18 protein-coding genes are annotated in these 23,256 nt (G+C 60.4%); 13 read left to right on the forward strand and 5 right to left on the reverse strand.

The window, feature by feature from the left end; genetic code table 11:
• The 9 genes from algK to ACP7BN_RS05830 all read left to right on the forward strand — a co-directional run bounded on the left by algK (window position 1) and on the right by ACP7BN_RS05830 (window position 12,621).
• A complete protein-coding gene (gene algK / locus ACP7BN_RS05790; protein WP_426202384.1) occupies window positions 1–1,506 on the forward strand; it encodes an alginate biosynthesis TPR repeat lipoprotein AlgK in 1,506 nt (501 codons plus the stop codon).
• A complete protein-coding gene (locus ACP7BN_RS05795; RefSeq protein WP_426202386.1) occupies window positions 1,503–2,990 on the forward strand; it encodes an alginate export family protein in 1,488 nt (495 codons plus the stop codon). Before algK ends, ACP7BN_RS05795 begins: the two co-directional genes overlap by 4 nt.
• A 26-nt stretch (window positions 2,991–3,016) precedes the next feature.
• On the forward strand, window positions 3,017–4,588 hold the full coding sequence (algG, locus tag ACP7BN_RS05800; RefSeq protein WP_420647716.1) for a mannuronan 5-epimerase AlgG: 1,572 nt from the start codon (window positions 3,017–3,019) through the stop codon (window positions 4,586–4,588).
• A 10-nt stretch (window positions 4,589–4,598) separates the two neighbouring features.
• Complete coding sequence (locus ACP7BN_RS05805) at window positions 4,599–6,050, forward strand: alginate O-acetyltransferase (RefSeq protein WP_426202388.1); 1,452 nt, start codon at window positions 4,599–4,601, stop codon at window positions 6,048–6,050.
• 8 nt (window positions 6,051–6,058) lie between these two features.
• Window positions 6,059–7,183 carry a mannuronate-specific alginate lyase gene (locus ACP7BN_RS05810; protein ID WP_426202390.1) on the forward strand — a complete coding sequence of 375 codons (1,125 nt, stop codon included), beginning with the start codon at window positions 6,059–6,061 and terminating at the stop codon, window positions 7,181–7,183.
• A 352-nt stretch (window positions 7,184–7,535) separates the two neighbouring features.
• The gene (locus tag ACP7BN_RS05815) at window positions 7,536–9,101 is read left to right on the forward strand and encodes an MBOAT family O-acyltransferase (RefSeq protein WP_426202392.1); all 1,566 of its coding nucleotides are present in this window, start codon (window positions 7,536–7,538) and stop codon (window positions 9,099–9,101) included.
• Window positions 9,102–9,111: 10 nt separating this feature from the next.
• Window positions 9,112–10,287, forward strand: a complete 1,176-nt coding sequence (locus tag ACP7BN_RS05820) for an alginate O-acetyltransferase (RefSeq protein WP_426202394.1) — start codon at window positions 9,112–9,114, stop codon at window positions 10,285–10,287.
• A gap of 14 nt (window positions 10,288–10,301) precedes the next feature.
• Complete coding sequence (locus tag ACP7BN_RS05825) at window positions 10,302–10,958, forward strand: alginate O-acetyltransferase AlgF (protein ID WP_402808027.1); 657 nt, start codon at window positions 10,302–10,304, stop codon at window positions 10,956–10,958.
• Between the two features lie 211 nt (window positions 10,959–11,169).
• Window positions 11,170–12,621 carry a mannose-1-phosphate guanylyltransferase/mannose-6-phosphate isomerase gene (locus ACP7BN_RS05830; RefSeq protein WP_426202396.1) on the forward strand — a complete coding sequence of 484 codons (1,452 nt, stop codon included), beginning with the start codon at window positions 11,170–11,172 and terminating at the stop codon, window positions 12,619–12,621.
• A 74-nt stretch (window positions 12,622–12,695) separates the two neighbouring features.
• On the opposite strand, the gene ACP7BN_RS05835 is transcribed toward ACP7BN_RS05830, so the two are convergent.
• Window positions 12,696–15,380 (reverse strand): RHS repeat domain-containing protein, encoded by a 2,685-nt coding sequence (locus ACP7BN_RS05835; RefSeq protein ID WP_426202398.1) that lies wholly within the window; start codon window positions 15,378–15,380, stop codon window positions 12,696–12,698.
• A gap of 169 nt (window positions 15,381–15,549) precedes the next feature.
• Between ACP7BN_RS05835 and ACP7BN_RS05840 the strand changes: the two genes are divergently transcribed.
• Together ACP7BN_RS05840 and ACP7BN_RS05845 are read left to right on the forward strand one after the other, a co-directional pair.
• A complete protein-coding gene (locus tag ACP7BN_RS05840; RefSeq protein ID WP_420647709.1) occupies window positions 15,550–16,014 on the forward strand; it encodes a multidrug transporter in 465 nt (154 codons plus the stop codon).
• Window positions 16,015–16,049: 35 nt separating this feature from the next.
• Window positions 16,050–16,874, forward strand: coding sequence for an SDR family oxidoreductase (locus ACP7BN_RS05845; RefSeq protein WP_426202400.1), 825 nt, complete (start codon window positions 16,050–16,052; stop codon window positions 16,872–16,874).
• Between the two features lie 130 nt (window positions 16,875–17,004).
• On the opposite strand, the gene ACP7BN_RS05850 is transcribed toward ACP7BN_RS05845, so the two are convergent.
• Window positions 17,005–17,886 carry a LysR family transcriptional regulator gene (locus tag ACP7BN_RS05850; protein WP_426202402.1) on the reverse strand — a complete coding sequence of 294 codons (882 nt, stop codon included), beginning with the start codon at window positions 17,884–17,886 and terminating at the stop codon, window positions 17,005–17,007.
• 109 nt (window positions 17,887–17,995) lie between these two features.
• On the opposite strand from ACP7BN_RS05850, the gene ACP7BN_RS05855 reads away from it, so the two are divergent.
• Window positions 17,996–19,366, forward strand: coding sequence for an MFS transporter (locus ACP7BN_RS05855; protein ID WP_426202404.1), 1,371 nt, complete (start codon window positions 17,996–17,998; stop codon window positions 19,364–19,366).
• Complete coding sequence (locus ACP7BN_RS05860; protein ID WP_426202407.1) at window positions 19,363–19,761, forward strand: DUF4440 domain-containing protein; 399 nt, start codon at window positions 19,363–19,365, stop codon at window positions 19,759–19,761. The genes ACP7BN_RS05855 and ACP7BN_RS05860 overlap by 4 nt, the downstream gene beginning before the upstream one ends.
• Window positions 19,762–19,904: 143 nt before the next feature.
• Here the strand turns inward: ACP7BN_RS05860 and ACP7BN_RS05865 are convergent, their stop codons facing one another.
• Genes ACP7BN_RS05865 through ACP7BN_RS05875 form a run of 3 tightly spaced genes read right to left on the reverse strand, consistent with a single transcriptional unit; the run spans window position 19,905 to window position 23,164 of the window.
• A complete protein-coding gene (locus ACP7BN_RS05865) occupies window positions 19,905–20,771 on the reverse strand; it encodes an efflux RND transporter periplasmic adaptor subunit (RefSeq protein WP_426202409.1) in 867 nt (288 codons plus the stop codon).
• Between the two features lie 10 nt (window positions 20,772–20,781).
• The gene (locus tag ACP7BN_RS05870; protein WP_420647702.1) at window positions 20,782–20,982 is read right to left on the reverse strand and encodes a DUF1656 domain-containing protein; all 201 of its coding nucleotides are present in this window, start codon (window positions 20,980–20,982) and stop codon (window positions 20,782–20,784) included.
• Window positions 20,972–23,164, reverse strand: a complete 2,193-nt coding sequence (locus ACP7BN_RS05875; protein WP_426202411.1) for an FUSC family protein — start codon at window positions 23,162–23,164, stop codon at window positions 20,972–20,974. Before ACP7BN_RS05875 ends, ACP7BN_RS05870 begins: the two co-directional genes overlap by 11 nt.
• Window positions 23,165–23,256 lie beyond the last annotated feature (92 nt).

Genomic DNA, 23,256 nt, shown 5'->3' on the forward strand with positions numbered 1-23,256 from the left:
ATGCCTGTGACCTTTTTCCTGAAAACACCACAATCCCTGTGGGAGCTGGCTTGCCAGCGGTGGGATCACTGCGGTCTTGCTGGAATACCGAGTCGCCTGAATCGCTGGCAAGCCAGCTCCCACAGGGGCCATATCGTCTGCTCGCTGGCATTGGCAGTGTCTCTCGCCGGTTGCGCCGGCCTGCCCGACCAGCGTCTGGCCAACGAAGCGCTCAAGCGCGGCGACACCGCAACTGCGGCGCAGAACTATCGGCAACTGGCGGATCTGGGATACAGCGAAGCCCAGGTCGGTCTGGCCGACATTCAGGTCGACAGCCGCGACCCCGCGCAAATGAAGCAGGCCGAAGCCACCTACCGCGCGGCGGCCAGCGTGTCGCCGCGTGCTCAGGCGCGTCTCGGTCGCTTGCTGGTGGCCAAGCCTGGCTCGACCGAAGCCGAGCATCAGGAAGCCGAAATCCTGCTGAAGAAAGCCGCCGCCAACGGCGAAGGCAACACGCTGATCCCGCTGGCGATGCTCTATCTGCAATACCCGCACAGCTTCCCGAACATCAATGCCCAGCAGCAGATCGACCAGTGGCGCAAATCCGGTTACCCGGAAGCGGGCCTGGCGCAAGTGCTGCTGTATCGCACCCAAGGCACTTACGACCAGCATCTGGATGACGTGGAAAAGATCTGCAAAGCCGCGCTCAACAGCACCGACATCTGCTACGTCGAACTGGCCACGGTCTATCAGAAACGTGCCCAGCCCGAGCAACAGGCCGAGCTGATCAAGCAACTGCAGGCCGGTCACAGCCGTGGCACGGTCAGTGCTCAGCGCGTCGACAGCGTCGCCCGCGTGCTGGCCGATTCGACCCTGGGCAAGACCGACGAAAAAACCGCGCAGTCGCTGCTCGAGCCAATCGCTCCGGGCCACCCGGCATCCTGGGTCACCCTCGCGCAATTGCTCTACGACTACCCGGAACTGGGCGACGTCGAGCAGATGATGAAGTACCTGGAAAACGGCCGCGCCGCCGACCAGCCGCGCGCCGAACTGTTGCTCGGCAAGCTCTACTACGAAGGCAAAATGGTCCCGGCGGATGCCAAGGTCGCCGAGGAACATTTCCAGAAAGCTGTCGGCCGTGAAGTCGCCGCCGACTACTACCTCGGCCAGATCTATCGCCGTGGCTATCTGGGCAAGGTCTATCCGCAGAAAGCGCTCGACCATCTGCTGACCGCCGCGCGCAACGGCCAGAACAGCGCCGATTTCGCCATCGCCCAATTGTTCTCCCAAGGCAAAGGCACCAAGCCCGACCCGCTCAACGCTTATGTATTCAGCCAATTGGCCAAAGCGCAAAACACCCCGCAGGCGGATGAGCTGGCGACCACCCTCGCCGCGCAACTGCCGCCCGAGCGTCTGGCCGAAGCCCGGCGCCTGCTGCAACAAGAGCAGGCCAGCCGTGGCGCGCTGAACCAGAACACGCTGCAACTGCACGCCCTGCAAGAAGAAGACGGCGAGGAAAAACTATGAAGCTCAATCCATTCGTGAAGGCCGGCATTGGCCTGACTTTCGCGCTGATCTGGTCCTGCCCGACACTCGCCGCGATGACTGAAAGCAAAAACTTCGGCCTCGAAGTGAAGGTCACCGGCCAGTCCGAAGACGACCGTGATCTGGGTACTGCCAGCGGCGGCGACGTCAACGGCGTCGGCCTCGACCTGCGTCCATGGGTCTACGGCGAAAGCGGCGCGTGGAGCGCCTACGCCATGGGCCAGGCCGTGACCTCGACCGACATCATCGAGACCGACACCCTGCAGCAGTCGGACAGCGACGCCACCCAGACCACCGACAGCGGTGATCGCAAGACCAAGAAAAACTACCTGGCCATGCGCGAATTCTGGGTTGGCTACAGCGGCCTGACGCCGTATCCCGGCGAGATGCTCAAGCTCGGTCGCCAGCGCCTGCGCAATGACGACGGCCAGTGGCGCGACAGCAATATCGAAGCGCTGAACTGGACCTTCGACACGACTCTGCTGCGCGCCAACGCCGGTGTCGCCGAACGCTTCAGCGAATACCGCACCGACTTGAAAGAGCTGGCGCCGAAAGACAAGGATCGCCTGCACGCCTACGCCGATGCGGCTTACCAGTGGACACCGGGCAACTGGGTCGGCATTCGCGGTCACCACACCCACGATGACGGCAAACTCGACTATCCGGAACCGGGCGTTGCCGGTGATTCGCTGGACAAGAAAGAGAATGGCGACATCAGTTGGCTCGGCCTGACCGCCGACAGCGACGCCTATAACTGGCGCAACACCAACACCGTCAACTACTGGGGCAGCATCACCGGCATGAGCGGCGACCGTGACACGGTCAACGCGTTGAACGCCGATGGCACGCGTCCGACCCAGGCCAAGCGCAGCGATGACGTCAACGGCTGGGCCACCGACATCGGCATGCGTCTGCGCCTCGATCCGCAATGGCAAGTCGGCGCAGCCTATGCCCGCGCCAGCGCTGATTACGAGCAGACCGGTCTGGAAAGCAACCGCTCGAACTACACCGGTACGCGTTCACGAGTACACCGTTTCGGCGAAGCGTTCCGTGGCGAAATGAACAACATGCAGACCGCGACCTTGTTCGGTTCGTGGATGCTCAACGACGAGTACGACGCCAGCCTGATCTACCACAAGTTCTGGCGTGTCGACGGCAACAAGCCGGTCGGCAGCAACGGCATCAACGCGGTCGAGAACAACACCGACGACGGCACTGGCGCGATCCTCTCCAGCACTTCGTTGCCGCTGGAAGATGGCAACAAGGATCTGGGTCAGGAGATGGATCTGGTCGTCACCAAGTACTTCAAGCAAGGCCTGTTGCCGGCGGCGTTGAGCCAGTCGATCGATGAGCCGTCGGCGCTGGTGCGTTTCCGTGGCGGCGTGTTCAAGCCTGGCGATGCCTACGGCAAGCAAGTCGATTCGTACATGCACCGCGCGTTCGTCGACGTGATCTGGCGCTTCTGATGCTGACCGCCAAGGGAGTGCCCGACATGAACAGTGCCCGTAAAGGCTCACTCAGCCTGCTGGCCGGCGCGATGCTGCTGGCCTCGGCCGGCGCCTTCGCCACAGTGGAGCCGGCGAAACCGGTGACCACCGCGAAAGAGCTGCAGCAAGCCAAGACTTACACCGTCAGCAGCGCGCCGACCGAGGCGCTGAATCTGGCCGCACCGAAACTGCCGGACATTTCCGGCTACACCGCCGAAGCCGCTGCCGCGAAAATCGTCCGTAGCAAAGCGGGCAAGGTCAGCGTGCGCCGAATGATGCAGGAAGACGCCCTGAAGGATTTCATCGGCGGCGACAACAAGATGGCCGAATGGGTGGTGCGTCAGCACGGCATCCCGCAGGCGATCTTCGTTGACGACGGCTACATGAACCTCAAGGAACTCGCGCAGAAACTGCCCAAGCAGTACTTCAGCGAAACCGCGCCGGGCGTGTATCTGTCGAAGTTGCCGATCGTGGTCGGCCGTAAAGGCATCCTCGAAATCGACGGTCAGACCCAGGAATTGCGCCTGTCGCAAGAGGCCGGTTCATTCCTGGTCAACGACGGGCAGCTGTTCGTGCGCGATACCAAAATCACTGGCTGGCGCGAGAAGGAAAACGGCCCGGCAACTTTCCGTTCGCCGAAAGAATTCCGTCCGTTCCTGCTGGCCTGGGGCGGCACCGAGACTTACATCGTCAACAGCAAGATGGCCAGCTTCGGCTACGCCAACAGTAAGTCGTACGGCGTAAGTATTTCCCAGTACACGCCGAACATGGCCAAGGTGCTCAAGCGTCCCGAGCCGACTGGCTGGATCGTCGGTTCCGAGTTCTCGGACATGTGGTACGGCTTCTACTGCTACGAGACCCGCGACTTCGTGGTCAAGGGCAACACCTACAAAGACAACATCGTTTACGGCATCGACCCGCACGACCGTTCCCACGGGCTGATCATTGCCGAGAACACCGTCCACGGCACGAAGAAGAAGCACGGCATCATCATTTCCCGTGAAGTGAACGACAGCTTCATCTTCAACAACAAAAGCTACGACAACAAACTCTCGGGCCTGGTGATCGACCGTAACAGCGTCAACAACATCATCGCCTACAACGAGATCTACCAGAACCACACCGACGGCATCACCCTCTACGAGTCTGCCGACAATCTGCTGTGGGGCAACAAGGTCATCAGCAACAAACGCCACGGCATCCGCATTCGGAACAGCGTGAACATTCGCCTGTACGAAAACATCGCCATGGCCAACGGCCTGACCGGGGTCTACGGCCACATCAAGGATCTGAGCGATACCGACCGCGACATCAAGCTCGATCCGTTCGACGCCCAGGTGTCGCTGATCGTGGTCGGCGGTGAACTGGCGGCCAACGGCAGCGGGCCGCTGTCGATCGATTCGCCGTTGAGCGTCGAGCTGTATCGCGTATCGATGCTGGCGCCGACCAAATCCAGCGGCATCAGCTTCAACGGCATCCTCGGCGAGCGCCAGGATGAAATTCTTGACCTGTTGGTGCGCCAGCAGAAAGCCGTGCTGATCGACCCAGTCGAACGCCAGACCGAAATGCAGGACTGAGGATAATTTTATGCACCCACACTTGATCAAATTACTCAGCCTGTCGGCCCTGACCGTGGGCATTCTGGCGGCCAGCAACGGCGCCCGCGCGGACGAAGTCAAAGCGCCGCAATTCACTGCCGAGCCGTGCTGCAATCTGTGCCCGGCAGCGCATGACGCGAAGAACTACACCACGCGTTATCAGCAGAACTTCACCACGCTGGTGCAGGCGCAGGGCGACTGGTTGTTCCGGACTCAGGAAGATTTGCGCACCGAATTCAACACCACCCCGGCCGGCTACAAGCGCCTGCAGCAGTTGCACGATGCCTTCAAGAGCAAAGGCGTCGAGTTGGTGATTGTCTATCAGCCGACCCGGGGTCTGGTGAATCGCAACAAGCTCAACCCGCAGGAAAAAGCCGCGTTCGATTACGACAAGGCACTGAAGAACTACAAGACCATGCTCGGCCGTTTCGCGCAGATGGGTTATGTGGTGCCGGACTTGTCGCCACTGACCAACGAGTCGCTGCCGGACACCCTGCCCGCCCACGACTTCTACTTCCGTGGCGACCAGCACTGGACGCCATACGGCGCCCAGCGCACGGCGAAAATCGTTGCCGAGAAGGTCAAGCAGATCCCGGCATTCGCCGACATCACCAAGCGTGAATTCGAGACCAAGCGCTCCGGGCGCATGGGCAAGACCGGCACCCTGCACAACATGGCCGGGCAACTGTGCGGCACCAGTTACGCGATCCAGTACATGGACCAGTTCACCACCGAACCGAAAGGCGAAGCGGGCGACGGCGACCTGTTTGGTGATTCCGGCAATCCGCAGATCACCCTGGTCGGCACCTCGCACAGCGGCAAGAACTACAACTTCGCCGGTTTCCTTGAGGAAGCCCTCGGCGCCGACATCCTCAACGTCGCGTTCCCCGGCGGTGGTCTGGAAGGTTCGATGTTGCAGTATCTGGGCAGCGACGAATTCCAGAAAACCCCGCCGAAAATTCTCATCTGGGAATTCTCGCCGCTGTATCGCCTCGACCAGGAAACCATCTACCGCCAGATGATGGCGCTGCTGGATAACGGCTGCGAAGGCAAAGAAGCACAGATGACCGGCAACACCACGCTCAAGCCGGGCAGCAAACAAGAACTGCTGGTCAACAGCAAAAACCTGAACCTGCAGAACAGCAGCCATCAGGTGGACATCCGCTTCGCCGATCCCTCGGTGAAAACCCTGCAAGCCACCCTCTGGTACATGAACGGTCGCCACGAGGACATCAAGATCGAGAAACCGGAAACCTCCGATACCGACGGTCGTTTCGCCTTTGAGTTGCGCACGGACGAAGACTGGGCCTCGCAAAATCTGCTGGCCGTCGAAGTCCAGGGCCCGGAAGCGGGTGCCGCGCCACAGAAAGTCGAAGCGAAAATCTGCAAACGCAACGTATTCCCGGGCGCTGGGCAACAAACTGCTCAGGCCGGGCAATGAGGTCTGCTATGCGAAATCCGAAATTGAAATCCTTGTTGGCGCCAACGCTGCTGAGCCTGGCGATGTTCGCCGGGGCCACGCAGGCCGCCGCGCCACTGCGTCCGCCTCAGGGCTACTTCGCGCCTGTTGAAAAATTCAAGACTGGCGATCACAGCGAAGGCTGCGATGCGCTGCCGACGCCGTACACCGGCCCGCTGCAATTTCGCAGCAAATACGAAGGCTCGGACAAGGCCCGTTCGACCCTGAACGTGCAGTCGGAAAAAGCCTTCCGCGACACCACCAAGGACATCACCACGCTGGAACGCGGCACCGCCAAACGCGTGATGCAGTTCATGCGCGACGGTCGCCCGGAGCAGCTCGAATGCACGCTGAACTGGCTGACCGCGTGGGCCAAGGCTGACGCGTTGATGTCCAAAGACTTCAACCACACCGGCAAATCGATGCGCAAATGGGCGCTGGGCAGCATGGCCTCTTCGTACATTCGCCTGAAGTTCTCCGACTCGCATCCGCTGGCCCAGCATCAGCAGCAAGCGCAGGTGATCGAGGCGTGGTTCAGCAAGATGGCCGATCAGGTGGTCAGCGATTGGGACAACCTGCCGCTGGAAAAAACCAACAACCACTCGTACTGGGCCGCCTGGTCGGTGATGGCAACTTCTATCGCCACCAACCGTCGCGACCTGTTCGACTGGTCGGTGAAGGAATACAAGGTCGGCGTCAATCAAGTCGATGCCGACGGCTTCCTGCCCAACGAACTCAAGCGCCAGCAACGCGCCCTCGCCTATCACAACTACGCCCTGCCGCCGCTGGCGATGATCGCCAGTTTCGCGCAGGTCAATGGTGTGGATCTGCGTCAGGAAAACAACGGCGCGCTGAAACGTCTGGGTGACCGGGTGCTGGCCGGGGTGAAAGACCCCGATGCCTTTGAAGAAAAGAACGGCAAAAAGCAGGACATGGACGACCTCAAGGTTGACTCCAAATTCGCCTGGCTCGAACCGTTCTGCACGCTCTACACCTGCCCGGCGGATGTGATCGAGAAGAAGCGCGAGATGCAGCCGTTCAAGACCTTCCGGCTTGGCGGGGATCTGACCAAGGTCTATGACCCGTCCCATGAAAAGGGCGACAAAGGCTCATGAATCAAAAGCCCCTCACCCTAACCCTCCCGAAACGTCGGACCGCCCGGAGGGAGAGGGGACTGACCGAGGTGGATGTGCGAAATCCGCCAACCTGAAATACCGAGCCGATCTCAGGCGTTGAAAACACCCGAGATCAGGCTCCCCAGGCTGCACAGAAATACCGAGTCGATCTCCTTTTCTGAAAACCATGGAGATCAGGCTCCCTCTCCCTCCGGGAGAGGGCGGGGGGTGAGGGGCGCGGTCGCAAGGCCACCCGCAACCTTCGAAGAAACACCGTTGCACCCCTCCACTACCACGGGGGGTTTGGGGGGGCTTTGGCCCTTGACTGTTGGTTAAAACTGGAGAGATCGGGATGGTATTTTCATCCAACGTGTTCCTGTTTCTGTTCTTGCCGATCTTTCTCGGCATGTACTACCTGAGCGGAATTCGTTATCGCAATCTGCTGCTGCTGCTCGCCAGCTACGTGTTCTACGCGTGGTGGCGGGTGGACTTCCTGGCGCTGTTCGCCGCTGTGACGTTGTGGAACTACTGGATCGGCCTGAAAGTCGGCGCCGCCGGCGTGCGGACCAAACCGGCCCAGCGCTGGCTGTTGCTCGGCGTGGCAGTGGATCTGTGCATCCTCGGCTACTTCAAATACGCCAACTTCGGCGTCGACAGCATCAACGCGATGATGACTTCGGTCGGTCTGTCGCCGTTCATCCTGACCCACGTGCTGTTGCCGATCGGTATCTCGTTCTACATCTTCGAGTCGATCAGCTACATCATCGACGTGTATCGCGGCGACACCCCGGCCACGCGCAACCTGATCGACTTCGCAGCGTTCGTGGCGATCTTCCCGCACCTGATTGCCGGCCCGGTCCTGCGTTTCCGCGACCTCGCCGACCAGTTCAACAACCGCACGCACACCCTCGACAAGTTCTCCGAGGGCTGCACGCGGTTCATGCAGGGTTTCATCAAGAAGGTGTTTATCGCCGATACCCTGGCGGTGGTCGCCGACCACTGCTTCGCCCTGCAAAACCCGACTACCGGCGATGCCTGGCTCGGTGCGCTGGCGTACACCGCGCAACTGTATTTCGACTTCTCCGGCTACAGCGACATGGCGATTGGTCTGGGCTTGATGATGGGTTTCCGCTTCATGGAAAACTTCAAACAGCCGTACATCAGCCAGTCGATCACCGAGTTCTGGCGTCGCTGGCACATCAGCCTGTCCACCTGGCTGCGTGACTACCTGTACATCACCCTTGGCGGTAACCGCAAAGGCACGTTGATGACCTATCGCAACCTGTTCCTGACCATGCTGCTCGGTGGTCTGTGGCACGGCGCGAATATCACTTACATCGTCTGGGGCGCCTGGCACGGCATGTGGCTGGCGATTGAAAAAGCGCTGGGCCTGAACACCTCGCCGCGCAGCCTCAACCCGGTCCGCTGGGCACTGACGTTCCTGCTGGTGGTGATGGGCTGGGTGATCTTCCGCGCAGAGAACCTGCACGTTGCCGGGCGCATGTACGGCGCGATGTTCAGCTTCGGCGAATGGTCGTTGTCGGAGCTCAATCAGGCCAGCCTGACCGGCCTGCAAGTCGCGACGCTGGTGGTGGCCTACGTGACGCTGGCGTTCTTCGGCCTGCGTGATCTGTACACCAATCAGCCACCGGCCAAGGTCAAGCCAGACGTCAACGTCGCGGCCGACGGCCCTGCCACTGCAACGCCTGGAATGATCAAAGCAGTACCCGGCGACAACCCGGCGAGCATCCACGAACCCGGCTACATCGTCGGCGTCGACGCCCAGGTGCAACCGGCGTACTGGACGGCTGACTGGTCGCGCTACGCAATGCGCGCAGCGATTCTGCTGCTGTTCATTGCCTCGATTCTCAAACTCTCGGCGCAAAGCTTCTCGCCGTTCCTTTACTTCCAGTTCTGAGGGATCTGACATGACCCGCTCATTACGCATTTTCTACATCGCGCTATTTCTGGTCACTCTGCTGGTGCTCGGCGTGTGGTCGGTGCGCAGCTTCTTCGGCTTCAGCACCAACGCCGACGCGACCGTGCTCAACGGTCGCTGGAGCAAAGCCGTGGAAACCCATTACGACGACGAATTCCCGATCAAGCGTCTGGGCACCAATCTCTGGGCCGCGCTGGATTTCAAACTGTTCAACGAAGGTCGTCCGGGCGTCGTGCTTGGTCGCGATCAATGGTTGTACAGCGATGAGGAATTCAACCCGATCGTCAACGAAGAGCTGAACCTGCAAGGCAACTACGCGCTGGTTGAAGGCGTGCGCCAGACCCTTAAAGAAAAAGGCGTGAAACTGGTGATGGCGATTGTGCCGGCCAAGGTTCGCCTGTACCCGGAGCACTTGGGTGAGGTGAAACCGGCGAGCATCCACGCCAACCTTTACGAGGATTTCCACGCCCGGGTCGCGGCGGACAAGATCCTTGCGCCTGATCTGCTCAAACCATTCCAGCAGGCTAAAGAGAACGGTCAGCAAGTGTTCCTGCGCACCGACACGCACTGGACGCCGGAGGGTGCGGAAATCGCCGCCAACACCCTGGCCAAGACCATCGCTGAAAAATTCCCGCTCAGCGGTGAGCCGCAGCGCTTCGTCACGACGCCAGCAGAGAAGGTCACGCACAAGGGCGACCTGCGTCTGTTCCTGCCGCTCGATCCGCTGTTCGAAAACCTGATGCCGGCGCCAGAGCCACTGCAAAAGCGCAACACCGTCGCGGCCGGCGATCAGCCTGCCGGTGACGACGCACTGTTCGCCAACAGCGAAGTACCGGTCGCACTGATCGGCACCAGCTACAGCGCCAACCCGAACTGGAACTTCGTCGGTGCGCTCAAGCAAGCGCTGCACAGCGACGTGGTCAATTACGCCGAAGACGGCCACGGCCCGATTCTGCCGATGCTCAGCTATCTGAAAAGCGATGACTTCAAGAACAGCCCGCCACAGGTGCTGATCTGGGAGTTTCCTGAACGTTATCTGCCTGTGAACAACGAAATCGGTGACGCCGACCCGCAGTGGGTCGCAGAGCTTAAACAAGCCGGCGCACGCCAACAAAACGTAGCTGCAAACACTAAATCCGAGACGCCCGACCGGGCGCAAAACTGAAAGAGAGGTACACCATGACTTTCACTACTACTCCTCGCCGTCTCGCTAAAAGCTTCGCACTGGTTGCTGGCCTCAGCGTGCTCTCCGTACCCGCATTCGCCGGTGGCGACGCCGCGCTGTACGGCCCGACTGCGCCGAAAGGCTCGAGCTTCGTGCGCATCTACAACGCCAGCAACGCTGAAGTCAGCGCCACCGTTGGCAGCACCAACCTCAGCGATGTTGCGCCATTGGCCAGCAGCGACTTCAGCTTCATGCCGGGTGGCGATTACAGCGCCAAGGTCGGCAGCCAGACCCTGCCGGTGAAACTCGCCGGTGATCACTACTACACCCTGGTCAACAACGCTTCCGGCGCACCGCAACTGATCGAAGAACCGCCGTTCAAGAACAAGCAGAAGTCCCTGGTGCGCGTGCAGAACCTCACCGATAAGCCGCTGACCCTGAAGACTGCCGACGGCAAGACTGAAGTGGTCAAGACCGTGGCGGCCAAGGGTCGTGGCGAACGTGAAATCAACCCGGTGAAAGTCAGCCTGGCGCTGTACGAAGGCGACAAGAAAGTCGGCGACGTGAAGCCGGTTGCCTTGGAGCGCGGCGAAGCAGCAGTGCTGTACGTCACCGGTTCGGGCAGCAGCCTGTCGCCAGTCTGGGTGAAACGCCCGGTGTCGACCCGCTAACCAATTTTTCCCGAACTGACCCGGTTCCCTGTGGGAGCTGGCTTGCCAGCGATGCAGACACCTCGGTTCTGCAGATACATCGAGGTGATGCCATCGCTGGCAAGCCAGGCTCCCACAGGGACCGAGGTGAGAGTTCGGATATGTGACAAAAACAAGAGTGAAACGACACAGCGTTCGTGCCTCTAACCAATCGATTTTATGGAGTAACAATATGATTCCGGTGATCTTGTCAGGTGGTAGCGGCTCACGTCTTTGGCCGCTTTCGCGTAAACAATTCCCTAAGCAATTCCTCGCCCTGACCGGCGAACACACGCTGTTCCAGCAAACCCTGGAACGCCTGGTGTTCGAAGGCATGGACACCCCGATCGTGGTCTGCAACAAGGACCACCGCTTCATCGTCAACGAGCAACTGGCCAGCCGCAAACTGGAAACCCAGCGCATCCTGATGGAACCGTTCGGCCGCAACACCGCGCCAGCCGTGGCGCTGACCGCGATGATGCTGGTCAATGAAGGTCGTGACGAACTGATGTTGGTGCTGCCAGCCGACCACGTGCTGGAAGACCAGAAAGCCCTGCAACGTGCGCTGGCCCTGGCCACCGTCGCCGCCGAAAACGGCGAGATGGTGCTGTTCGGCGTACCTGCTACCAAACCGGAAACCGGTTACGGTTACATCAAATCCACCGCAGACTCGCTGCTGCCGGAAGGTGTCAGCCGCGTCTCGCACTTCGTCGAAAAACCTGACGTCAAACGCGCCACCGAATACGTGGAGTCCGGCGGTTACTACTGGAACAGCGGCATGTTCCTGTTCCGCGCCAGCCGCTTCCTCGAAGAACTGAAAAAGCACGATCCGGACATCTACGACACCTGCCTGCTGACCCTGGAGCGCAGCGAGCAAGATGCCGACACCGTGACGCTGGACGAAGCGACTTTCGCCTGCTGCCCGGACAACTCGATCGACTACTCCGTCATGGAAAAAACCCAGCGCGCCTGCGTTGTGCCGCTGACTGCCGGCTGGAGCGATGTGGGTTGCTGGGCGTCGCTGTGGGAGGTCAACGAGAAAGACGCTAACGGTAACGTCACCAAGGGCGACGTGGTGATTCAGGACAGCAAGAACTGCATGATCCACGGCAACGGCAAACTGGTGTCGGTGATCGGTCTGGAAAACATCGTGGTGGTCGAAACCAAGGACGCGATGATGATCGCGCACAAGGACTCGGTCCAAGGCGTGAAGCAGATGGTCAACACGCTCAACGAGCAGGGCCGCAGCGAAACCCAGAACCACTGCGAAGTCTATCGTCCGTGGGGCTCCTACGATTCGGTAGATATGGGCGGGCGCTTCCAGGTCAAGCACATCTCGGTCAAACCGGGCGCGTGCCTGTCGCTGCAAATGCACCACCACCGCGCCGAACACTGGATCGTGGTCAGCGGCACCGCCGAAGTGACCTGCGATGACAACGTGTTCCTGCTCTGCGAAAACCAGTCGACCTACATCCCGATCGCCTCGGTGCATCGCCTGCGCAACCCGGGCAAGATCCCGCTGGAAATCATCGAAGTGCAGTCGGGCTCGTACCTGGGCGAAGACGATATCGAGCGTTTTGAAGATATCTACGGTCGCTCGACTCCACTGGAGCGCGGCGTGTCGGTGAAAACCATCGCGCAGTAAGTGTTCAGTAACACAACAAGCCCTCGCCCAGCCCGCTGCGTCCCCTATCCGCAGCGGGTTGGGCAGGGGCTTTTTTACGCTACTTTTTTGGCCCCCAATCTTATGGCGATAGCCGCCGATCGCGGATTGACGGCGGCTGTCCTGACTTTCTGAATCTCATGCGTGTCCACCATCCGCGCCAACGATTTAATGGTCAGATAGGTTCCAATACCACGTAATTTGAAAGGTCGGAAAACCTCGGCTGACTCAGCCGATTCACCCGCGAAATTCTCAGCTCCCGGCTGCGACAGTGGATGCGCAAGTACGTTGCTGACACCAACCGTGCGCTCTCCGCCCTTCGTTGACGCAATACTCAGTTCAGCAATGCCGTAAATCACTTTGTCCTGATCTTTCTTTTCGACATCGTCCCGATTGATCAATGCGAAGAAACGGTGGGTGACCGTTTTCTCCTCCGATACACGGGGCTCGCTTGCATACTTGAGAGAGGAGGAGGTCATCTCGGCAATCTCTTTTCCCAATTCAAAATTCTGCGCCGCGCTGATATCTCTGCTCTGCGGATCTCGCCGCATCGAGTTGTGGTACATCTCACGGAATTGGCGCCGAAACAGCCTCAGGTGGTGCAACAGCTCACCCTTGTTTACTGAAAACTCAGGTCCCTCGCCCACTTCAACCATTGTGAAGTCCGAAGAATTTCGGTACTCCCCGCTTGCCGGATCGAGCCTGGCCACATGTGCTTGAGCGGAAAGCAGCTTGAGGGCCAATCTCACTCGAATGCCCACGTTTGCTTCGTAGGTTCCGGTTTCGGCTTGCAGACCCAGCACGTCGATCATCGTGAGTGGATTGTTGCGCACCATCCGATAAAGGTTCGGTCCATCCGAATGACCGGCAGGATCGGCGCTGGCCCAACGTTGTAGAAACGGGATGTAATAAAGAAAACCGTAGTAATACAGCCCGCTGGCATCACGCTCGTTGGCCGAGTAGCGCACGAATTTGTAGCTGAGTTCACCGTCCTGCCAGGCTGTTGTGCCGAATGGGTGGAATCTTTCCCGGTTGATGATCGTGCCGTCAGCGGCCGTTTCCAGGCTGACCGACCCCAGATGATCAGCGCAACAGTAGCGATATTGATGATTACCCACTGCCGGCGGACTGTCCCAGACCAACACCCGAACACTGTTCAGGCCACCGTCGACATTAATGACCTGAAGCATTTCACTGGTGCCAGTGTCGCTGCGCAATTCCAGACCACCAGACAGGTAACGCACTTCGGCGATCACTGAGCGGGCGTTTGTGTGCAGTGAGCGAATCTTTCGCACGCGCTGGCCACTGCCGTCGTAGACATAGATTTCGCTGTCGTCGAGGCCGGAGGCGCGCTCCACCGGGCTGACCGATTGCAGTTGATTGCGTAAATTCCAGCGTAGCGAGCGACCTTTATCGATTTCCAGCAAGTTGCCCCGGCGGTCATAAGCGGCAGCGATTTGCGCTTCGCTTGGCGGCACATCACCTTCCCAGGGCAAGCAGCGATTGCTGTAGCGCGCGGCCTGCAACTTGCGCCCGTGGCTTTGCGGCCCGACGTGGGTCAGCTTCAATAAATTACCGGCCGTGTCGTAATCGAAGGTCTGCTGATAGTTGCCGATGGCCGCCGGATCAGCACGACCGATCGATTGCGGCCCCTGACTGACGCTCCCCGCTTCCCAGCCGAATGCGTGGATCAGTTGATACAGACTGTCGTAGTCAAAGCGGCTGACCGGATCAATGCGCTGGCTGGCGAAGTAACGGATGGGCAGCGCCTTGTCTTCGATGCTCAAGACATTGCCCATGCGGTCATAGGCGTAGATCAAATGCTGCAGAACCGCACCACTGTGCTTGTCCTCACGCGATATCAGACGCCCGTCTGCAGCACGGTAGCTCAGCCTGGTCTGCACGCCGTTGCCTGCAGTTTCGCGCTCGACATTGCCATAGGCGTTGTACTCGATCGCGCTGACCACAGTTTTTTCAGGTTGGCCTTTTGGCTGCAGGCGAGATTCGCGCAAGTGACCATCAACGGTCTGGGAGAAGGACTGACGGTTGCCCTTGGCATCCGTCTGCTCAAGCACATCGCCCAGGGCGCCGTAACGCCATTGCGTCGTCGCACCTGGTGGAGCTTCCAACAGCCGCTCACGCTCGGCTGGCAGTTGCGGCCAGTCGAGGAGGCGCGGATCAAGTGTGTAACGCCGGGTGTTTTCCGTGCACTGCCCGCCGAGCGCGAATGCGTCGAAACGCATTTGACCCGCCGTGTCGTAGTGATCGATCAACTGGCCATACTGATTGCGCTGCTGATCACCCACACCAGGAGCGCCGTAGGTAAACCGCTCGACACAGCCACGAGGCTGCCCGACCCCTTGTTCGAATACCGCAACCGGGCGCAGGGAGGGATCATATTGAATTTCCACCACCGTCTCACGACTGTCGAAACCCGACCGCAGCTCCCCGCCCAGACCATACAGACTGAATTGCGCCCCGGCGTCGACACTCACGGTGCACAGTGCTGCTGCGTCCAACGAATACACCGTTTGCTGATTCGGCGGCGTGGCGGGATCGCCCGCCTGCAACGCCCACAACCGAGCGTCCCACCGCTGCACCGGCCGCCCGGCAGCATCGTGGCAGGTACGTTCGACCCGTGGCTCGACAGCTGCCCCCTCAATCGCACGCCAGTAATCGACCGAGCGAATCGGCAAGCCGCGCGGGTCAACGACTGTCAGCTTGGGAGTGTTGAAGTGCATCACCGCTTCCTGGAAAAATTCCTCGCTTCAATGCTTCTACACCGGCAGGCAGGGAATTGGCGCCTGTCAGAAATTACAGTCCCGACCAACGGTGCTTCGATATCTGCGAATGTCCATTCCCGCGCCCCTTAGGTAGGATGGTCGTCACGAGTTCAAGGAGCGTTCCAACATGTTCATCGGCGTCTTGCTGATCATCACCTGGCTGATCCTGTTGCTGCGCTACCCGGCCAAAGCCTTGCCGGTTTCAATGGCGGCCGCCGTCGGGTTGGGGTTGGTGGCGATGTGGGTGGTGTGGCTGGACAATCGCGAGGTCAAGCAACTGGCGCGCCTTGAGCTGCGCATCAGTTATGCCCCGGAGCAGTGCCCGGCGGATCGTCCGCTGCAACTTAAAATGAATAATGGCAACGACGTGCCGCTGACCGAACTGCGTTGGCGCATCGCGGCTTATGCGCCGGGCGACACGGTCAATCTGGCCGACAATCAATACACTGCCCCGCGCTATCGCGGCCCCGGCGAATTGCAGGCCGGCGGCAATTGGGAAGACTGTTTGCCGCTGCCGCCGCTGCGCCCCGGTTATCGCCCGCAAACCCTGGAGTTTCGCGCCGAGCGCTTGCAGGGTAGTTTCTCCGACTGATCCCCTTCCTCACACGTCTGCACAAGGAATGCGCCATGCCCGTTGCGTTGATTACCGGTTGTTCCAGCGGCATCGGCCGTGCCCTTGCCGATGCGTTCAAGAGCGCTGGTTATGAAGTCTGGGCAAGTGCGCGCAAGGCTGAAGATGTCGCTGCGCTTAATGCAGCAGGGTTCATCGCGGTGCAGCTCGACGTCAACGACGGCGCGGCGCTGGAGCTTTTGGGTGAGCGGATCAATCAGCAACATGGCGGCCTCGATGTTCTGGTCAATAACGCGGGTTATGGCGCGATGGGGCCGCTGCTCGATGGCGGCGTCGCGGCGATGCAGCGACAGTTTGAAACCAATGTGTTTTCGATTGTCGGCGTGACGCGCGCGCTGTTCCCGGTGCTTCGTCGGGCCAAGGGCCTGGTGGTGAATATCGGCAGCGTTTCCGGGGTTCTGGTCACGCCGTTCGCTGGCGCCTATTGCGCGTCGAAAGCGGCAGTGCATGCACTCAGCGATGCATTACGGATGGAGCTGGCGCCGTTCGGCATTCGCGTGATGGAGGTGCAGCCGGGGGCGATTGAATCGAGTTTCGCCAAGAATGCCGGGCATGAAGCCGAGCAGTTGATCAACGAACAATCACCGTGGTTTCCGTTGCGCGAGGGCATTCGCGCACGGGCCAAGGCTTCGCAAGACAAACCGACGCCGGCGCGTGAGTTTGCTGCCGAGTTGCTCAAAGCCGTGCAGCAGAGCAAGCCGCCACGGATGATCCGGATCGGTAACGGCAGCCGGGCGTTGCCGTTGTTGGCGACGCTGCTGCCGAAAGGCTTGCTGGAGTCGGCGTTGATGAAGCGGTTTGGTTTGCGTGGGCAGCTCTGACACCGAGTTGACCCAATCGCGGGCAAGCCCGCTCCCACAGGTTTTGGGGGGTAACCAAATATCCCGAACGACGCAAAAATTGTGGGAGCGTGGCTTGCCCGCGATGAGGTCCGATCAGCCAACACAAATCTCAAGCCCAACCCTTCATGAAATCAATAAACGCGCGCACCTTCAGCGGCAGGTGCCGGGTGTCCGGGTACAGCGCGTACACCCCTTGCGGGGCAAAACGAAAATCCACCAGCAAGCGCTGTAACCGTCCGGCGTCCAGATCCTCCTGAATCAGCCATTGCGGCAAAATCGCCACGCCTTGCCCGGTCAACGCGAATGCCCGCAACGTTGCCGAGTTGTCGGCGACGATTGCGCTGGTGCCTGGTTTCGGCTGATAGAAATGCTCGGTGCCGGCCGGGTCGGTGACGCTCATTTCCGGCACGCGCGCATGGCCCAGCGCAGGCATCGACTCCAACACCGCCAGCGTGTCGACCGGCGCGAAACGCTCGACCAGCCCCGGCGCCGCCACCGCAAACACCTCGAACGTCGACAACTGTACCGCGCGCAGATTGGAGTCGTGCATGCGCCCTAGGCGTATCGCCATGTCAAATCGTTCGGAGATCAGATCGGCGTGGGTCGAGGAAGTGGACAAGTGAATATTCAACTGCGGTTGCTGCTGACGAAACACCTCCAGCGCCGGCACCACCTGCGCCAGCGCAAACTCCACGGTGGTGGTGATGCGCAGCGTGCCCTTGAGTTGTGAATGCTCCGACCGCGCTTCCTCGATGGCCAGTCGCGCCTCGTCCAAGGTGCGTAAACAGCGCCGGTAAAAGCGCTCGCCGGCATCGGTCAGCGCCAGCTGCCGGGTGTTGCGCGTGAGCAAGGTCACGCCCAACTCTTCCTCCAGCCGCTTGAGGTTGAAGCTCACTACTGCGCGAGTCTGCCCCAGCGTATCGGCGGCAGCCGTCAGCGATCCGGCCTCGACCACGGCTTTGAAGGTGTCAAAACGATCCAGGCTGACCATGCTCGCAGCGCTCCTTGTCAAAATTATTTTGACAAACTAACAGCCAAACCAGCGTTTTCCTAACTCCAGAAGCGCCCTACCCTGCACACCTCATCACAGGGAAGTTGCCATGGCCTACCGCTCGAAAGTCGCGTTGGTGTATCTGTTGGGGTTCGCTCTCGACCTGCTGAACATGTTCGCCGCGAGCATTGCCTACCCGGACATCGCCCGGCAATTGCAGGCATCGGTGACGCAACTGGCGTGGATCACCAACGCTTACATGCTCGGGCTGACACTGATCATTCCGCTGAGTGTGTGGCTGGCCGCGCGGGTCGGCGAGCGCCGGCTGATCCTCGCTTCGTTGCTGGTATTCGGCGTAGCGTCCGGACTGGTGGCCCAGGCCGGTTCGATTGAAAGCCTGATCGGCTGGCGGCTGTTGCAAGGGCTGGGCGGTGGATTGCTGCTGCCGGTCGGTCAGGCCTTGGCCTATCGCGAGTTTCCGGCGACGCAACGCGCGCACTTCACTGGCGTGGTTTTGCTGGTGGCGCTGATGGTGCCGGCGCTGTCGCCAGCGGCCGGCGGGTTGATCGTTCAGACATTGTCATGGCGCTGGATTTTTTACCTGAACATGCCAATGGCGTTACTGGCTTTCGGACTCGGCCTGCTCTGGTTGCAACCCGACCAACCGACACGCGAACGCCCGACCCTTGATGCTCGCGGTCTGCTGCTGGCGGTCTCGGCCCTGAGTCTGTTGTTGGTTGCCGTGAGCCTGGCGAGCGCAGCCGCAACTCGTAACCTCGCGGGCGGTGTGCTGCTGTTCAGCGGCGTGATCCTGTGGATATATCTGCGCGATGGCTGGCACAAACCCGGTGCGGTGCTTGATCTGCAACTGATCAGGAACCCGTCCCTGCGCCTGGCGATGCTGATCTACCTGTTTGTGCCGGGCATCTTCACCGGCACCAACATGATTGCCGTGTTGTACCTGCACGAGCTCGGTTTCGGCGCGGCGCAAACCGGCGCGCTGATGCTGTCCTGGGCGGCGGCCTCGGGTGTGGCGATCATGCTTGGCAAACGCAGCTTCAACCGCGTCGGTCCCAAACCGTTGCTGATCGCCGGCATGCTGTTGCAATGCCTTGGGATTGTTGTGCTGATGCAGATTGAACAACCCGCAGGTGGCCCGCTGATCATTGCCTACGCGCTGATGGGGCTGGGCGGCAGTCTGTGTAGCGTAACCGCGCAGACCTTGGCGTTTGTCGGCATCGCGCCGGAGAAAATGGGCCACTCCAGCGCCCTGTGGAACATCAATCGCCAGCTCGGTTTCTGCCTCGGCGCAGCGCTGCTCAGCTCACTGCTCGGGGCCTTGGGCGCCAACGGCTTCGAATATTGCTTCCTCGCCGCCGCGCTGCTCACGCTGTTGCCAATGGTCGCCGTGCTGCGTTTCGATGCGAGCAAAGTGCTCGCGCTGCTGACCTCTCCACCCCTTCCGGAAAAATCCACATGACTGACTACACCGAATATTTTGACGAAGTGATTCAGGCGCACGAGGCGATCGAACGATGGTTTGCCGTGGCGCAAGACGAGGCTGAACTGGAGCGATTGCTGACGCGTTTTTCGCCACGCTTTTGCATGGTCTCGCCGCTGGGCCGGGTGCTGGATTTCGAGGCCTTGCGCGCGTTATTTCAAATGGCCGGAGGCAAGAAGAGCGGGTTCCGGATCGCGCTCAGCGAGCTGCACGGGATTGCCATCCATGAACACGGAGCGACGGTGAGTTACCGCGAGCAGCAGACCGATGCGAGCGGCTTGCATACGGATCGGCGCTCGACCGTGGTGTTTGAAAAACTCGCATCCGGGCAGATTATCTGGCTGCATCTGCACGAGACGTTTTGCAGCGTCTAGTCGTTCGGCAATTTCCTGCAAGACCGAGTCGCCTGCATCGCGGGCAAGCCACGCTCCCACAGGTTTTGCGGTGTTCAGGAATTTTGAGTACGCCAACAATCCTGTGGGAGCGGGCTTGCCCGCGATGGCAGCAACTCGGTCGATCAGTTATCCACAGAAGCCTGATTCACCACCACCGTGCAAGTAATCCCCGCTGCCAGCAAGACTCCTTCCGGCACATGATCAATGTGAATCCGCACCGGCACCCGTTGCGCCAGCCGCACCCAGTTGAAGGTCGGGTTCACATCGGCGATCAGTTCACGGCTTTCCGGATTGTCGCGATCGTAGATGCCGCGCGAAATACTTTCCACATGACCCTTAAGCGTTTCGCCGCTCATCAACTGCATGTCGGCTTTATCGCCAACCCGAACATGCGGCAGTTTGGTTTCTTCGAAGAAACCGTAGACCCAGAACGAGTTCATGTCGACCACGGCCATTTTCGCTTCGCCAATGCGCGCGTAGTCGCCGCGATGCACGTTGAGGTTGGTCACATAACCGTCGACAGCAGCGCGCACTTGCGTGCGTTTGAGGTTGAGTTCAGCGGCTTCCAGCTGTGCCTGGGCGTGTTGATAATCGGCCAGCGCCGAGTCGGCGATGTTGCTGGCGTCGTCGCGGTTTTCTTTGGAGATCACCAGCGCGTCCATGTCGGCGCGACGGTGGGCGTTTACCTTGCGCATTTCCCACGTTGCCTTGCGCGAAGCCACCAGCGACTGCGCTTGCTTGACGGCAATGCGGTAGTGCTCGGGGTCGATCTGCATCAGCAAATCGCCCTTCTTCACCAACTGGTTGTCGCGCACCGGCACGTCGATCACCTCGCCAGTGACGTCGGCGGCCACGTTGATGATGTCGGCGCGCACGCGTCCGTCACGGGTCCACGGCGTGTCCATGTAATGCACCCACAACGTGCGGCCGATCCACAGCGCCAAAGCCAGCACCAACAGGGTCGCCAGCAGGCTGAAAAACTTTTTCATCAGATCGTTCTCAACGGTAGACAGTCAGCGCCAGCGCGCCGAACAGACAGAAAAAAAGGCTCAAACGCAGCAGCGCCGGGTGCCAGAAGAAACGGTACAGATCGAACCCGGACAGAAAACGATCCAGCGCCCAGGCCAACGCCGCAGCGATGAAAAACATCAGGGTCATGGTCGGCATGTACACGCCGTGGAACGCAATTTCACGAGGCATGGGCAAGTCCTTCGGGCTTGGCGACGGTGTAGGCCGAAAGCGGCGATTGCGGGTCGAGCAATGAGGTGCGGATGAAGTGCAGGTAGCTCTTTACCCGGCGCAACGCCGAGGTGTCGAAATGCGGCGCGAACGGCTCGTCGGTGGCTGCGACACGGCTGATCGCGTGGTCCACCGCGACCAGTGCGCGTTCGAGATTGCTCGTATTCGGTTGCAGAAACAGCCGCACCAACGAACGGCCCATCACGCGGATCGCCTGGCGCCACGGCTGCGACTCGGCATACGCCGGATGCACCGGCAGAATTGCCTGCTCCTTGCGCAACTCGATCACCGCGTGACCGACTTCAAGCACCACGAACATCCAGCGCAGCAGATTTTGCTGCACCTTCGGCTCACCTGCCGCCAAGCCGTAAGCCTGATGCAGCAGATCGCGGGTGCGGCTTTCAAAACGCGAAGTCAAACCTTTGAGTTTGCCGCTGATCGCATACACCACTTGCCCGCGCAGATCCTGCTCCAGACGTTTCCACAACCAGCGACTGTTCGGCGGCAGGATGATCGCGCCGGCAGCGGCGCACACCAGCATGCCGATGACCATGGCGATGTAATCGTTGATGAAAGTGTACGGGTTGTAGATAGTCAGATTGTCCGGCACCGAACCGGTGCTGAAAAAGATCAGCAGGCCGAGACCGACTCCGGCGTATTGCGCGCGCGAAGTCAGGAACGAACCGAGCACGATCACTGGCACGAGCATCACGCATAGCAGCGGGAAACCATCGATCCACGGGAAGATGAAAAACATCTCGACGAAGCCGATCAGCGCCCCGAGAAAGGTGCCGCAAGCCATCTGAAACGCCATGCGTTTCGGATTCGGGGTCGCGGCAGACAGGCCCACGGTGGCGGCGGCAATCATGGTCATGGTCGCGCCACTCGGCCACGCGGTGGCGACCCAATAACTGCCGAGCACAATCAGGATGAACGACGCGCGAATCCCCGATGCCGCTGCGGCCCACCAGTTGGTTTGCGGGGAGAACGGCTCATCCCAGCGCTCGCGCTCGTGGCTGTGTTCGGCCAGAGAGGCGTGGGTCTGTGCATAACTGTGCAGCTCGTCGACGAAGCGATACAGCAGTTCGTAAGCGGTGTGGAAATCCAGCTGCTCGGCGTCGCTTGGATCGCTCTGCTGAAACTCAGCGCGCAAGGCCCGCACGCGCGCCGGCAAGCCTGCCTTGTAGGACGCAAGCGCCGTCACCAGACGCGCCGCATCGGGGCTGGTCAGCGAGCGGCCGCTGAAGCCGTCGAGCACTTCGGCCAGCTCCTGCAAACCCGGTTGGATCGCCGCTTCAACATGATCCGCGCCGTTGCGCCGCAGGCGTTCGAGCAGCTGATGCAAGGCGTTGAAGCGCGTGGTGATGCTCATGAATTCGCTGTTCAGGCGACTGAGCCGACCGTTGCGCCGACGCATGTGCGGGTCTTCGAACACGGTCACGCTGCGCAAGCCTTCAAGGCCGACGGCTTCGGCGATGAAACGCACGTTGGTCGCTTCGAACGCTTCAGGTTGGCTGCGCCCGCGCAGACCATCGGTGACGAACAGCGCAAACACGCCGAAGCGCTGATACAAGGCGTTGCGCATCGCCGCGCTGGCGGTCTGCGGCAGGATCGCGGCGCTGATCACGGTGGCGCAGAGAATCCCCAGCGAGATCTCCAGCACCCGCCAAACTGCCGCCATGAACGCACCGTCGGGATGCGCCAGCGCTGGCAGGCCGACCATCGCAGCGGTGTAGCCGGCCAACACAAAACCATAAGCGCGGAAGTTGCGGCAGCGGGTTGCGCCAGCCGTACAGACACCGACCCAGATCGCCAGCGAACCGAGGAACAATTCGGTGTTCTGCGCGAACAGGGCGATCAGCGTGACCATCATCGCCGACCCAGCCAAGGTGCCGAGAAAGCGATAGAAACTCTTGGCGAACACCTGACCGCTTTGCGGCTGCATGACGATAAACACGGTGATCATCGCCGTGCGCGGTTGCGGCAATTCCAGACGCATCGCCAGCCACAGGGTGAGGAAAGCGGCGAGCAACACCTTGAAGATGTAGACCCAGGTCACGCCATCGCTGCGCGCCCAGTCGAAGAAACCGCGACGCCATTCGAGCGAGTAGAGCCAGCGCAGAGGGGCGGGCAAGGGAGTCATGAAGTTTGGCTCAGTGATCCAGGATTACAGAATTTTCTGTGGCGAATGCAAAACCTGTGGCGAGGGAGCTTGCTCCCGCTTGAGTGCGCAGC

It is taken from the genome of Pseudomonas sp. TWP3-1 (assembly GCF_049896625.1).
Taxonomy (GTDB): Bacteria; Pseudomonadota; Gammaproteobacteria; order Pseudomonadales; family Pseudomonadaceae; genus Aquipseudomonas.

What these genes read in the sequence shown, in the direction of transcription:
- ACP7BN_RS05810 (WP_426202390.1), top strand. Translation starts at nt 6,059, where the DNA reads ATGCGAAATCCGAAATTGAAATCCTTGTTGGCGCCAACGCTGCTGAGC.
- ACP7BN_RS05845 (WP_426202400.1), top strand. Translation starts at nt 16,050, where the DNA reads ATGCCCGTTGCGTTGATTACCGGTTGTTCCAGCGGCATCGGCCGTGCC.
- ACP7BN_RS05855 (WP_426202404.1), top strand. Translation starts at nt 17,996, where the DNA reads ATGGCCTACCGCTCGAAAGTCGCGTTGGTGTATCTGTTGGGGTTCGCT.
- ACP7BN_RS05850 (WP_426202402.1), bottom strand. Translation starts at nt 17,886, where the DNA reads ATGGTCAGCCTGGATCGTTTTGACACCTTCAAAGCCGTGGTCGAGGCC.
- ACP7BN_RS05825 (WP_402808027.1), top strand. Translation starts at nt 10,302, where the DNA reads ATGACTTTCACTACTACTCCTCGCCGTCTCGCTAAAAGCTTCGCACTG.
- ACP7BN_RS05870 (WP_420647702.1), bottom strand. Translation starts at nt 20,982, where the DNA reads ATGCCTCGTGAAATTGCGTTCCACGGCGTGTACATGCCGACCATGACC.
- ACP7BN_RS05820 (WP_426202394.1), top strand. Translation starts at nt 9,112, where the DNA reads ATGACCCGCTCATTACGCATTTTCTACATCGCGCTATTTCTGGTCACT.
- ACP7BN_RS05865 (WP_426202409.1), bottom strand. Translation starts at nt 20,771, where the DNA reads ATGAAAAAGTTTTTCAGCCTGCTGGCGACCCTGTTGGTGCTGGCTTTG.
- ACP7BN_RS05835 (WP_426202398.1), bottom strand. Translation starts at nt 15,380, where the DNA reads ATGCACTTCAACACTCCCAAGCTGACAGTCGTTGACCCGCGCGGCTTG.
- algG (WP_420647716.1), top strand. Translation starts at nt 3,017, where the DNA reads ATGAACAGTGCCCGTAAAGGCTCACTCAGCCTGCTGGCCGGCGCGATG.
- ACP7BN_RS05830 (WP_426202396.1), top strand. Translation starts at nt 11,170, where the DNA reads ATGATTCCGGTGATCTTGTCAGGTGGTAGCGGCTCACGTCTTTGGCCG.
- ACP7BN_RS05815 (WP_426202392.1), top strand. Translation starts at nt 7,536, where the DNA reads ATGGTATTTTCATCCAACGTGTTCCTGTTTCTGTTCTTGCCGATCTTT.
- ACP7BN_RS05875 (WP_426202411.1), bottom strand. Translation starts at nt 23,164, where the DNA reads ATGACTCCCTTGCCCGCCCCTCTGCGCTGGCTCTACTCGCTCGAATGG.
- ACP7BN_RS05805 (WP_426202388.1), top strand. Translation starts at nt 4,599, where the DNA reads ATGCACCCACACTTGATCAAATTACTCAGCCTGTCGGCCCTGACCGTG.
- ACP7BN_RS05860 (WP_426202407.1), top strand. Translation starts at nt 19,363, where the DNA reads ATGACTGACTACACCGAATATTTTGACGAAGTGATTCAGGCGCACGAG.
- algK (WP_426202384.1), top strand. Translation starts at nt 1, where the DNA reads ATGCCTGTGACCTTTTTCCTGAAAACACCACAATCCCTGTGGGAGCTG.
- ACP7BN_RS05840 (WP_420647709.1), top strand. Translation starts at nt 15,550, where the DNA reads ATGTTCATCGGCGTCTTGCTGATCATCACCTGGCTGATCCTGTTGCTG.
- ACP7BN_RS05795 (WP_426202386.1), top strand. Translation starts at nt 1,503, where the DNA reads ATGAAGCTCAATCCATTCGTGAAGGCCGGCATTGGCCTGACTTTCGCG.